The sequence below is a fragment of the Thioalkalivibrio sp. ALE19 genome, from assembly GCF_000428605.1.
Taxonomy (GTDB): domain Bacteria; phylum Pseudomonadota; class Gammaproteobacteria; order Ectothiorhodospirales; family Ectothiorhodospiraceae; genus Thioalkalivibrio.
On sequence record NZ_AUAG01000011.1, the window covers coordinates 64,245 to 76,501 of the forward strand.

The following is a 12,257-nucleotide window of genomic DNA, read 5'->3' on the forward strand; positions in this document are numbered from 1 at the left end:
CACGGCAGGACCCGTTCTGTCCCCCGGGTGACGATCGCCGCGGCGTCGGCAGGCGCGGCGCGCATGGCCGCGGGGAGGGGACTGCGGTAGCATTCCGCGCATGAAATCCCGATCTTCCGACGCCGGCGCTTCCGGCCCCCGCGAGCTGGTGGTGGGCGAGCGCGCCGACGGCCAGCGTCTCGACAATTTCCTGTTGCGCGAACTCAGGGGAGTGCCGCGGAGTCTGCTCTACCGGCTGATCCGCAAGGGGGCCATCCGCGTGGACGGCCGGCGGGCCAGCGCGCGCCAGCGCCTCGCCACGGGCTCGAAGGTCCGCGTGCCGGACCTCGAGCGTCCGCAGGAGACCGGCACCCCGGATGTTCCTCCGAAGGTGCTGGAACGCCTGCGCGGGGCGATCCTGTTCGAGGACGACGACTACCTGGTGCTGGACAAGCCCTCGGGTCTGGCGGTGCACGGGGGCAGCGGTCTGCCCTTCGGGATCATCGAGGCGATGCGGGTGTTGCGGCCGGATGCGTCGCTGGAACTGGGTCACCGCCTGGACCGCGAGACCTCCGGGTGTCTGGTGCTTGCCAAGGGGCGCGAGCCGCTGCAGGCCCTGCACGAAGCCCTGCGTGACGGGCGCGTGGACAAGCGTTACCTGGCGTTGCTGGTCGGCCGCTGGAAAGATGACCAGCCCATCCATTGTGATGCCCCGCTGAGCGCGGATCGCGGCGACGACGGGCGCCGACGCATGTCCGCGGCGGGCGACTCCGGCGGACGCCAGCGCGCAGCGAACAGCGTGTTCATGCCGCTGGAAGCCCATGGCGCCTTTCAGCTGGCCGAGGTCCGCATCGGCACCGGACGGACTCACCAGATCCGGGTGCATGGCCGCGAGATCGGTCATCCGGTCGCGGGCGATCATGAATACGGCCTGCCGGATGCCAATCGCAGGCTGCGTCAGCTGGGCCTCGGACGCCTGTTCCTGCATGCCCGGGCGCTGCGCTTCGAGGACGGAAGGGGCGAGGAGCGGATCTTTTCCGCTCCCTTACCGGACGAACTGCAGCAGGTGCTGGAAAATCTGGACACGGCGGACACGACGACATGACGGCAACGGGCACGGATACGCAGGTGGCATTGCTTCCGCCCGACACCGGGGAACTCCGCCTGGTGGTCTTCGACTGGGACGGGACGCTGATGGACTCGCCGCGGCGCATCATCCATTGCCTGCGCCGTGCGGCCCGCGAGCACGGCCTTCCCGAGCGCGAGGAAAGCGCGCTGCGTGGCATCATCGGGCTGGGGGTGCAGGCGGCGGTACGTCAGCTCCATCCCGAACTGGACGACGCCGGGATACAGGCGTTCGCCGCGAGCTACCGCCAGTGTTACCTGGAGGCCACGGATGCCCCGGACGAGCCGCTTTACCCCGGCGTGGAGGCGCTGCTGGAGGACCTGGACCGGCGCGAGATCCTGCTGGCGGTAGCCACGAGCAAATCCCGCGCCGGGCTCGACCGGACGCTGGCGGCCAGTGGACTGGGCCCCCGCTTCGTGGCCACCGTGACCAGTGACGAGCAGCCGTCCAAGCCCGCCCCCGCGATGCTGGAGGACCTGTTGCGGCGTACGGGGGTCGCCCGCGAGCGGGCGCTGATGGTGGGCGACAGCATCTACGATCTGCAGATGGCGCGGGCGGCCGGGGTACGGGCGGTGGGGATCACCCACGGGGCCCATTCGGATGCGCGCCTCGCTGCCGAGGAACCGGCGGCGCTGGTACCGGACATTCCCGCGCTGCACCGCCGACTGATGGAACCGTGACGGACCGCGGATCAGTGTTTCCCTGGAAGAGGACGAACGAGATGGGATGGTCGAAAGACGACAAGCCGGGCTGGGAACGTGAAACCCTGGAGAACCTGGTCCAGGCGCAGGTCATCGAACAGCGCCGGGCGCGCCGCTGGGGCATCTTTTTCAAGATCCTGCTGTTCGCCTATCTGTTCGCCCTGCTGATCCTGGTGCGGGGCGACGGCTTCGACAGCTGGTTCGAAACCGACAGGAAACCCGGGGAACACGTGGCCGTGGTGGACGTGGACGGCATGATCGCGGCCTCGGCCCGCGCCAATGCGGAGGACCTTACCCGGACGCTCCAACGGGCGTTCGAGGATGACGGCACGCAGGCGGTGATGCTGCGCATCAACTCCGGTGGCGGCAGTCCGGTGCAGGCCGGGATCATCCACGACGAACTGCTGCGCCTGAAGGAGGAACACGAAGACATCCCCCTGTATGCGGTGATCGGGGACATCGGGGCTTCGGGCGCGTATTACATCGCGGTAGCGGCGGACGAGATCTACGCCGACCGCGCCAGCCTGGTGGGCTCCATCGGCGTGCGTCTGGACAGCTTTGGCGTGGTGGACCTGATCGACAACATCGGTGTCGAGCGCCGGCTGTTCACCGCGGGCGAGAACAAGGCCTTCCTCGACCCGTTCCTGCCGCTGGAGCCGGACCATGTGGATCACATGGAAGGCCTGATCACGGATGTCCATCAGCAGTTCATCGATGTGGTCCGTGCCGGACGCGGCGAACGTCTGGCCGAAGACGCCGATATTTTCAACGGCCTCACCTGGACCGGTGAACGGTCCGTGGAGCTCGGGCTGACCGACGGTCTCGGCAATCCGCGCAGCGTGGCTCGCGACGTCATCGGTATCGAGGAGATGGTGGAATTCCGTCCGCGCCGCACGCCCATCCAGCTGTTCCTGGAGGACCTGGGCACGGTGGTGATGCAGCAGGTGCTGAACCTGGAATCCACGCCTCAGTGGCGTTGAGCCGGTGAGCCGGAACCGGCCGGGGGCGGGCCGCCCCGCGGACTCCATGTCCGGCGGGCGCGCGCCTCAGTCGCTGGTGTCGATGCGCGTGACGCGCGCGATCATGCCGACGACCGGGTGATCAAGATAGAACAGGTCGTCGCCCGAGTTCATCCGCTGATGCCCCCGGACGGCGATGGCGGTATCCCCGGCGGTCGCGTCATGGAAGATCAGGTCGGTCTCCAGATGCAGGAAACGACCGACCCAGACCCGCAGGCGGCCTTCCAGTTCGTGACGTTCCTCTGCCGGTTCCTGCAGGATCGGTGAGACCGGACCACGATCGTCGTACAGCGGCGTGCGGCGGTCGAGCGAGCGTCCCTCACTTACCGTCAGCCACGGCGTGGAGGCATGGTCCCGGCCGCGCTGGTCCCACGCGAGGGTGGCAATCAGGCGGCTGTCGCGATCGTCCTCGATGCGCCGGGCCACATGGCCGAGGTCGAAGCCCCGGCGCGAACGCCGGTAGGTCCCTTCGCCGATCGGGCCGGAGCCGGGAGACGGCTGCAACGCGGCCCCCGTCGTTTCCAGCAACCGGCGGCTTTCTTCGGTCAGGTGCTGGAAGATCACCAGCTCGATGCGGTACTCACGCCCGACCTGGGCCAGCGCCGGAGTGGCGGGCACCAGCCAGGGCAGGGCCACCAGCGCGCCCAGCAGCCGGCGCCGACCGGGGCTGTGCGGACCGGACCGGACGTCGGTCGACGGGGACTCGCGATGTTTGCGTGACATTCAGGCCGCCTCCTGGTTGCGGCTGATGGTGTTCAACAGGCGGTGAACCGCCTCGGTTCGGGCTTCCAGCGTCTCCATGCTGCCATGGAAATGGAAGGCCTTCTGTCCGTCCAGACGATACCCCTGCGGGTCCGACTGCACCAGTTCCACCAGGGCCCCGATGTCCAGATCGGGATCCGTTCCAAAGACCAGGCGACCGCCGGCCGGCCCCATCTCCAGCTTGCGGATGCCCAGCGGCGTCAGGCGCAAACGCAGGCGTGCCGCCGCGAACAGGGTGCGCGCCGGATCCGGCAGCAGGCCGAAGCGGTCGACCAGCTCCACTTCCAGATCACGCAGGGCGTCCTCGGAATCGGCGTTGCTGATCCGCTTGTACAGGATCAGCCGGGTATGCACGTCGGGGACGTATTCGTCCGGGAGCAGCGCCGGCATTCCCAGCTCGACCTCGGTCCCGGTTGGCTCGGGGGCCTCCAGCTCGGGCATCTTGCCGGAGCGCAGCGCGCTCACCGCGCGGTTGAGCAGGTCGTTGTACATGTTGAAGCCGACCTCGGTGATCTGCCCGCTCTGCTCGTCACCCAGCAGCTCGCCGGCACCGCGGATCTCCAGGTCGTGTGAAGCGAGGGTAAAGCCGACTCCCAGGTCTTCCAGCGAGGCGATCGCCTCGAGGCGCTTCTTCGCGTCCGCGCTGAGGCTCTTCCACGGCGGGGTCAGGAGATAGGCGTAGGCGCGGTGATGCGAGCGGCCGACGCGCCCGCGCAGCTGGTGCATCTGCGCCAGACCCAGCTTGTCGGCACGGTTCATCACGATGGTGTTGGCGGTGGGCACGTCGATCCCGGTCTCGATGATGGTGGAGCAGACCAGGATGTTGTAGCGACGGTGATAGAAGTCGAGCATCACTTGTTCCAGCTCGCTCTCGCGCATCTGGCCATGCGCCACGCCGACCCGCGCCCCGGGCAGCAGTTCACGCACCTGCGCGGCGGTCTTGTCGATGGTGTTGACCTCGTTGTGAACGAAGTACACCTGTCCGCCGCGCCGGATCTCGCGCAGGCAGGCCTCCTGGATGACCGCGTCGTTCCATTCGTTGACGAAGGTCTTCACCGCCAGACGCTCGCGCGGCGGGGTGGTGATGACCGACAGGTCACGCAGCCCCGCCAGTGCCATGTTGAGCGTGCGCGGTATCGGCGTGGCGGTCATGGTCAGCATGTCCACCTGCGCGCGCAGCTTCTTCAGGGCCTCCTTGTGGCGTACGCCGAAGCGTTGCTCCTCGTCGACGATCACCAGCCCGAGGTTGTCGATCTTCAGATCCTTCTGCAGCAGCTTGTGGGTGCCGATGACGATGTCGACCTTCCCTTCGCGCAGGCCCTCGAGCACCGCTTCCTGCTGTTTGGCCGAGCGGAACCGCGACAGCGATTCGATCTGCACCGGCCAGTCGGCGAAGCGGTCGATGAAGTTCTGGTGGTGCTGCTGCGCGAGCAGGGTGGTGGGCACCAGCACCACCACCTGCTTGTGGTTCTGCACCGCGACGAAGGCGGCACGCATCGCCACTTCGGTCTTGCCGAAGCCCACGTCGCCGCAGATCACCCGGTCCATCGGCTGATCCGCGGCCATGTCGGACAGCACGGCATCGATCGCCTGCTGCTGGTCGAGGGTCTCCTCGAACGGGAAGCCGGCGGCGAAGGCGTGATATTCGGGGGTCTCGACCTCGAACACCGTGCCCTGCGTTGCGGCCCGGCGGGCATGGATATCCAGCAGCTCCGCGGCCACGTCACGGGCCTTCTCCGCGGCCTTGCGCCGGGCCTTGCTCCACTGCTCGCTGCCGAGGCGGTGCAGCGGAGCGTGTTCGGCATCGGCCCCGGCGTAACGGCTGATCAGGTGCAGCGAGGAGACCGGCACGTACAGCCGCGCGCCATCGGCATACTCGAGGGTGAGGAATTCGGAGGGCTGGCCGTTGATCTCCATGGTCTGCAGGCCCAGATAACGGCCCACGCCCTGTTCCTCGTGCACCACCGGGGCGCCAATGGTCAGGTCGGAGAGGTTCTGGATCACCGCGTCCGCGTCGCGGGTCGGGCGCGCCCGCCGCCGGGTCTGGCGTGCGCGCTCGCCCATCAGGGCGGATTCGGGGACCACGATACGGTCATCCGGCAGCCGGAATCCTGCCGCCAGTGTACCGACGGTCACGTGCAGCCCCGGTTCGCTCGCGAGGAAGTCCTCCCAGCCAGCCACCGCATGATGGTCCAGGCCGTGATCCCGCAGCAGGGTCAGCAGGGCCTCGCGGCGTCCGGCGGACTCGGTGGTCACCAGCACACGCGGGCCTCCGGAGAGCACGTCCTGCAGCCGCCGCGCCGGGTCGTCGCGGGCGGGTTCCAGGGCCATGTCGGGGTGATCCTCGCACTGGAATCTCACCTCGCGCCCGCGCCCGGCGGGCAGGGGAGCGGGGTTGGCTCCCAGGGCGAGCCCGGACGTGTCCCCCAGTGCTCCGGCCAGCGCCTCGGGGTTGAGATACAGCTCGTCCGGAGGGAGCAGGGGCCGGTCCACCTGATGACGCAGCTGGTCATAGCGCTGGAAGACCTCGTCGGCGAACTGCGCGGCTGCGGTGGCGATGTCGCCCACCTGCACCACGCGGGCCTGCGGGCAGTAGTCGAACACCGTATCCAGCGCTTCGAAGAACAGCGGCAGATAGGATTCGATGCCCGGCGGCACAAGTCCTTCCGAGATGTCGCGATAGATCGGGTGGCTGCCGGGATCACCTTCGAAACGGGTGCGGTAGCGGCTGCGGAACTCGCGGATCGCCTCTTCATGCAGCGGAAATTCGTGGCTGGGCAGGATCTCGAGGCGCTCGGTGGTCTCGGTGGAGCGCTGGGATTCCGGGTCGAAATGGCGCAGCGAGTCGATCTCGTCGTCGAGGAACTCGATGCGCACGGGCTGTTCCGCGCCCATCGGGAACAGATCCAGGATCTCCCCGCGCACCGCGAATTCGCCGTGGCTGATCACCTGCTGTACCGGGTTGTAGCCCGCCTGAACCAGGTCCTCGCGCAGCTGCATGCGGTCAAGACACTGACCCTTGTGCAGCGCGATGCCCTGTTCCGCCAGCCACTGGCGCGGGGGCAGGCGCTGCATCAGGGTGGCGACCGGCATCAGGATGATCCCGCGTTCGAGTCCGGGCAGGCGGTACAGGGTGCGCAGCCGCTCGGAGATGATGTCCTCGTGGGGCGAGAACACATCGAACGGCAGGGTCTCCCAGTCGGGCAGGCGCAACAGGGGGATGTCCTGCCCGGCGGTGAAGAACGACCACTCCTCCTCCCACTGGTCCGCGGCCTCGTTGGATTCCGTGATCACCAGCAGCGGGTGCGGGAAATCCGCGGCGGCCCGCGCCAGTGCCAGCGTGCTGGCGCTCGCTCCCAGGCCGGTCCAGGTCTCGAACCCGGAGCGGGGAAGGCGGCCGGGATTCAGGGGGTTGCGCAGTTCTTCGGACATGCGGTGTGAAGCTTCCGGAATGGCGGACGCGGCATTATACGGATTCCGCGCTTACGATTCCGGGTCGATGTAGCGCTTCAGGATGGGATCGTAGGCGTCGATCCGCCGGTCCCGCAGGAACGGCCACATCCGCCGGACGGTGTCCACGCGGGCGATGTCCAGGGTAAACGCCAGGACCTCGGGCGCGTGCTCGCCGGCGCGGGCGAGGAATTCGCCCTGCGGGCCGGCCACAAAGCTGCTGCCCCAGAAATGGGCGCCGGCAGACGCGCCCGACGGATCGCGTTCGTGCCCGGTGCGATTGCACGCGACGAGCGGCAGACCGTTGGCCACCGCGTGCCCGCGCTGAACCGTGATCCAGGCTTCGCGCTGGCGTTCGCGTTCGTCCGGGGGGTCCTCCGGATCCCAGCCAATGGCGGTGGGGTAGATCAGTACCTCGGCTCCGGACAGGGCCATGATCCGGGCCGCTTCGGGGTACCACTGGTCCCAGCAGACGAGCACGCCCAGCCGGCCCACGGAAGTATCGATCGGCCTGAAGCCGGTATCGCCGGGGGTGAAGTAGAACTTCTCGTAATAGCCCGGATCGTCGGGGATGTGCATCTTGCGGTACGTGCCCACCAGGCGCCCGTCGCTTTCCAGCACCACCGCGGTGTTGTGGTAGAGGCCGGGTGCGCGGCGCTCGAACAGCGACCCCACCAGCACCACGCCGTGGCGCCGGGCGATCTCGCCGAGGCGGCGGCTGGAGGGGCCGGGGATCGGCTCGGCGCGATCAAAGGTCGCGGCGTCCTCGGTCTGGCAGAAGTAGGGGCCGGTGTGCAGCTCGGCCAGCACGACCAGCCGTGCGCCACCGGCCGCGGCCTCCGCCACCGCGTCCTCGGTGGCCTGCAGGTTGGCGTCGACGCTGCCGGCATCGCGATGCTGGACCAGTGCGGCCGGCAGGGGCGCCGGGCGATCGGGACGGGATGCGGCTGTCATGCGTTGGCGGCTTCGTCTTCCTCCGGGATGCCGAGGGCGCCCCGCGGATAATGCATGGTCAGACAGTGCAGACTGCCACCCTGACGCAGTACCGCACGGGCGTCCAGCAGCAGGATGTCCCGTCCGGGAAAGGCCTCGGCCAGACGCTCGCGGGCCACGGCATCGGCCGGATCATCGTGCGCCGGCACCAGCACCGCACCGTTGAGCAGGACGAAATTGGCGTAGGTGGCCGGCAGGCGCCGGCCGGCATGCTCCAGGGGCCGCGGCCAGGGCAGAGGGATCAGGCGGTAGGGCTCGCCCGAGGCCTGATGCAGTACCTCGAGTTGTCGCTCCATCGCCGCCAGTTCCGCGTAGTGCGGGTCGTCGGGGTCGTCGCAGTGCTGGTAGGCGATGGTGTCCGGGGCGCAGAAGCGCGCCAGGGTGTCGATGTGGCCATCGGTGTCATCGCCTTCCAGGTGGCCGTGTTCCAGCCAGAGGATCCGCCGGGCGCCCAGGTGCTGACGCAACGCGGCCTCGATGGTTGCATCGTCGAGTTCCGGATTGCGGCCGGCGTGGCGCAGGCAGGAGCGGGTCACCAGAAGGGTGTCCTGACCGTCACTCTCGATGCTGCCCCCCTCCAGCACCAGGGGGACGTCCTCCACCGGGGTGGTGCCGAACACCCCCTGCGCGGCGAGGGCGGCGGTGATCGCATCGTCCCGGTCGGCCGGATATTTGCCGCCCCAGCCATTGAAGGTGAAATCCAGCAGATGTGGCCGATCCTGGTGATACACCGTGATCGGGCCGTAATCGCGCGCCCAGGTGTCGTTGGAGTCGGCGAGCGCGAACCACAGACGGTCGCTGCGGATACCGGCTTCCACCAGCAGCCCGGAAAACGACTCGATATGTTCGGGATCGCGGGCCACGATCAGGACCGGTTCGTACTGGCTGATGGTGGCCGCAAGTCGGGCGAACACCGGCTCGACCTCCTCCAGGCTGTCGGCCCAGTCGCTGTCCGCATGCGGCCAGGTCAGCTGAATACCCGCATGCGGCTCCCATTCCGCCGGCAGCCGGCGGATATTTTCGTGTCCGGTTTCCAAGGCGGCGTCAGTCGTCGTTGCCGTGGACGATGGTGTGGATCACCCAGCGGTCCTCGAACACCACCGAAAAACTGTCGTAGTCCCAGCGGGTGATCGGTGGCTCGCCCACGGTCGGATGCCGGGTTGTCGGCTCGCCGTAACGGCCGCGTACCGTTTCCTTGGTCTGCCCGCGAGTTGGCACGCTCTCGCGTTCCTTGATGGTGAATGAACCGTCCTCGAGCCGCAGGATGTCGGCCTGGGCGGTTCCGGCAAGCCCCGCGCCGCCGGCGAGAAGGAGGGCGACAAGCACTCCGGACGCACGGTGGATCGGGGATCGGGAGGCAACGCGTTTCCCTGGCATGGCCATGTCTCCGTCTGGATGTGGGTCCCGGGGTCGGACCGGGCTGGCTCGCACTTATAGTAGGGGAATACGGGATTTTGTGCATCCGCGCCTTGCCCCGGAAAACCCGGGGTGTTCGGCGCGAGCGTGTACATCAATCAGTGTTTGCCCGGGGGATGGGCGGACGTTCGCAGTTCTGGCATGCTTGCGGGATGTTCCGACCTCTGTCCGTTGCGATCGGCCTGCGCTATACGCGCGCCAAGCGTCGCAATCACTTTATTTCGTTCATCTCCGTGGTCTCGATCCTTGGCCTGATCCTGGGCGTGATGGCGCTGATCACGGTGCTGTCGGTGATGAACGGCTTCGAGAAGGAGCTGCGCGAGCGGATCCTCGGCATGGCGTCGCACGCCACGCTGGAGGAGAGCCGACGGGCCCTGGCGGACTGGGAAAGCGTGAAGGAGCGCGTGCTCGCCGCCGACGAACGCGTGCTGGCCGCGGCCCCCTACGTCCAGCGCGAGGCCATGCTGAGTGCACGCAACCGGATTTCCGGCGGCATGATCCGGGGAGTGGATCCGGCACTGGAGCTGGAAGTGGCGCCGATTGGCGAGCACATGGAGGAGGGTGCGCTGGAACAGCTCGAAGGCGGCGCCTACCGCATCATTCTGGGCCGCGAGCTGGCCGCGGAACTGCAGGTGCGGGTGGGTGAATCGCTGATCCTGATGGCCCCGCAGGCGAGCGTGTCTCCCGCCGGGGTGATGCCGCGCATGCGGCGCTTCGAGGTGGTCGGGCTGTTCGAGGTCGGCATGTATGAATACGACCGGGGTACGGCCTTCATCCATCTGGACGACGCCCGCGCGGTGTTCCGCACCGGCGAGGACGTCTCCGGGCTGCGCCTGCGCGTGGACGACATGATGCAGGCGGGCCGGATCGCTCAGGACCTGACGCGCGAACTCAACGGCGCCTATTTCATCTCCGACTGGACCCGGCAGCATGCGAATCTGTTCCGGGCGATCCAGATCGAGAAGATGGTGATGTTCATCATCCTGTCGCTGATCGTCGCCGTGGCGGCCTTCAACATCGTGTCCACGTTGATCATGCTGGTCACCGACAAACAGGGCGATATCGCGATCCTGCGCACCCTCGGGATGCCGCCCTCCGGCATCATGGCGGTATTCGTGGTCCAGGGGATGGTGATCGGTCTGTTCGGGATCCTTCTGGGGACGGCGGCGGGTGTTGCGCTGGCGCTCAACATCGACGTGGTGGTGCCGTTCATCGAACAGGTGACCGGGGTCGAATTCCTGTCCGCCGATGTCTATTACATCAGCGATTTGCCATCGGAACTGGATCCGGCGGATGTGCTGCGCGTGGGCGGGGTGGCGTTCCTGCTGACCGTGCTGGCGACCCTGTTCCCGGCCTGGCGCGCGGCACGGACTCAGCCGGCGGAGGCGCTGCGCCATGACTGATCACGACGTGCATGCAACGGTGCTGGAGGCGCGGGGTCTGGAACGCCGCTTTCGCGACGGCAAGCTGGACGTGACCGTGCTCGGCGGGGTGGATTTCACCCTGGAGCCCGGCGCGCTGGTCGCGATCATCGGCGCCTCCGGCAGCGGCAAGAGCACGCTCCTGCATCTGCTCGGCGGCCTGGACCGTCCGACCGCCGGCGAAGTCCGGCTGCTGGGCACGCCCTGGTCCGGGATGAGCGAGGCCCGGCGCGGGCGCCTGCGCAACCGGCATCTGGGCTTTGTGTACCAGTTCCACCATCTCCTGCCCGAGCTGACGGCGGCCGAAAATGTCGCCATGCCGCTGCTGATCCGCCGGATTTCGGGGCCACAGGCTCGGCGCGAGGCGCTGCACTGGCTGGAGCAGGTGGATCTGGGTGATCGTGCGGAGCACAAGCCCGCGGAGCTTTCCGGTGGCGAGCGGCAGCGCGTCGCCATTGCCCGGGCGCTGGTGACACGCCCCTCGGCGATCCTCGCGGACGAGCCCACCGGCAATCTCGACCAGGAACGGGCACAGCACGTCTTCGCTCTGCTGCGGGAGATGAACCGCGCCACGGGCACGGCGCTGGCCCTGGTCACCCACGACACCACGCTGGCCGCGCAGATGGACCGTTCGGTTCACCTGGTCAAGGGCCACCTGCAGGGTAACGGCGACTGAGGGAAACACCGATCAATGCGGGCGCGAACGGTCGTCGTCGCCGGAACGCGTGCCGGAAGCCTGCGAGTCCGCTTGCCGTTCGACGGCCTTCGTCTCACGTGATTCCCGCGGCGCTTCCGGATCGACCGGGGTGCGGGAGAAGACCTCGCGCAGCTCGGCCTCGCGCTCGCGCCGCTGGCGTGCGAGGTAGCGCCGATGGCGCACGCGCTGGATCACGTTCAGGCGCCACAGACCCCGCACCAGCAGATAGCCGGCCAGGCCTGCCGCCACGCCCAGTACCAGTGACCCGGTCATCAACGGCTTCCATACCGTCAGCATCTCGGTGGCGAACCATTCCCAGGTGATCTCGGTGCTGAATTCGCGCCGTTCTTCGCCCAGGAGCTTGCGGCCCACGGTATAGGCCGTATACAACATGGGGGGCATGGTCACCGGGTTGGAAATCCACACCAGGATGACCGAGATGGGCAGGTTGACCCGGGCCAGAATGGCGATCGCACCCGCGATCAGCATCTGCATCGGGAGTGGCAGGAAGGCCACGAACAGCCCCACGGCAAAAGCACCGGCCACGGAGCGGCGGTTGAGATGCCACAGATCCGGCGAGCGCAGGCGGGGCCCCAGCGGGGCCAGCGCACGGTGTCCCCGCAGGCGGTCCATGCCGGGGAACAGCTTCTTGATGATGTGTCGGGCCATGGTCTCGGGTTCGACTCCTGCCGG

General features: G+C 68.0%; 11 protein-coding genes. 5 read left to right on the plus strand and 6 right to left on the minus strand.

Annotated features, from left to right (window positions below; translation table 11 throughout):
* The first annotated feature begins 100 nt into the window (after positions 1-100).
* From F787_RS0105945 to F787_RS0105955, 3 genes are read left to right on the plus strand one after another with little or no spacing between them, the layout of a single operon-like run.
* Positions 101-1,084 carry an RluA family pseudouridine synthase gene (locus tag F787_RS0105945; RefSeq protein WP_028491608.1) on the plus strand — a complete coding sequence of 328 codons (984 nt, stop codon included), beginning with the start codon at positions 101-103 and terminating at the stop codon, positions 1,082-1,084.
* Positions 1,081-1,785 (plus strand): HAD family hydrolase, encoded by a 705-nt coding sequence (locus F787_RS0105950; RefSeq protein WP_019022094.1) that lies wholly within the window; start codon positions 1,081-1,083, stop codon positions 1,783-1,785. The genes F787_RS0105945 and F787_RS0105950 overlap by 4 nt, the downstream gene beginning before the upstream one ends.
* Positions 1,786-1,826: 41 nt before the next feature.
* Positions 1,827-2,786 (plus strand): S49 family peptidase, encoded by a 960-nt coding sequence (locus F787_RS0105955; protein WP_028491609.1) that lies wholly within the window; start codon positions 1,827-1,829, stop codon positions 2,784-2,786.
* Between the two features lie 66 nt (positions 2,787-2,852).
* On the opposite strand, the gene F787_RS0105960 is transcribed toward F787_RS0105955, so the two are convergent.
* The 5 genes from F787_RS0105960 to F787_RS0105980 are packed head-to-tail and all read right to left on the minus strand — an operon-like array spanning position 2,853 to position 9,356.
* Positions 2,853-3,548: a CsiV family protein gene (locus F787_RS0105960; RefSeq protein ID WP_028491610.1), complete on the minus strand. Its 696-nt coding sequence runs from the start codon at positions 3,546-3,548 to the stop codon at positions 2,853-2,855.
* Complete coding sequence (gene mfd, locus F787_RS0105965; RefSeq protein ID WP_028491611.1) at positions 3,549-7,019, minus strand: transcription-repair coupling factor; 3,471 nt, start codon at positions 7,017-7,019, stop codon at positions 3,549-3,551.
* Positions 7,020-7,070: 51 nt separating this feature from the next.
* A complete protein-coding gene (locus F787_RS0105970; RefSeq protein ID WP_028491612.1) occupies positions 7,071-7,991 on the minus strand; it encodes a carbon-nitrogen hydrolase in 921 nt (306 codons plus the stop codon).
* A complete protein-coding gene (locus F787_RS0105975) occupies positions 7,988-9,067 on the minus strand; it encodes an agmatine/peptidylarginine deiminase (RefSeq protein ID WP_028491613.1) in 1,080 nt (359 codons plus the stop codon). Before F787_RS0105975 ends, F787_RS0105970 begins: the two co-directional genes overlap by 4 nt.
* A 7-nt stretch (positions 9,068-9,074) precedes the next feature.
* Positions 9,075-9,356, minus strand: a complete 282-nt coding sequence (locus F787_RS0105980) for a hypothetical protein (RefSeq protein WP_028491614.1) — start codon at positions 9,354-9,356, stop codon at positions 9,075-9,077.
* Between the two features lie 242 nt (positions 9,357-9,598).
* Here F787_RS0105980 and F787_RS0105985 point away from each other — a divergent pair, with 242 nt between their 5' ends.
* Positions 9,599-10,849 carry a lipoprotein-releasing ABC transporter permease subunit gene (locus F787_RS0105985; RefSeq protein ID WP_024328888.1) on the plus strand — a complete coding sequence of 417 codons (1,251 nt, stop codon included), beginning with the start codon at positions 9,599-9,601 and terminating at the stop codon, positions 10,847-10,849.
* The gene (locus tag F787_RS0105990) at positions 10,842-11,543 is read left to right on the plus strand and encodes an ABC transporter ATP-binding protein (protein WP_028491615.1); all 702 of its coding nucleotides are present in this window, start codon (positions 10,842-10,844) and stop codon (positions 11,541-11,543) included. The genes F787_RS0105985 and F787_RS0105990 overlap by 8 nt, the downstream gene beginning before the upstream one ends.
* Before the next feature lie 12 nt (positions 11,544-11,555).
* On the opposite strand, the gene F787_RS0105995 is transcribed toward F787_RS0105990, so the two are convergent.
* Complete coding sequence (locus F787_RS0105995) at positions 11,556-12,233, minus strand: DUF2062 domain-containing protein (protein WP_028491616.1); 678 nt, start codon at positions 12,231-12,233, stop codon at positions 11,556-11,558.
* Positions 12,234-12,257 lie beyond the last annotated feature (24 nt).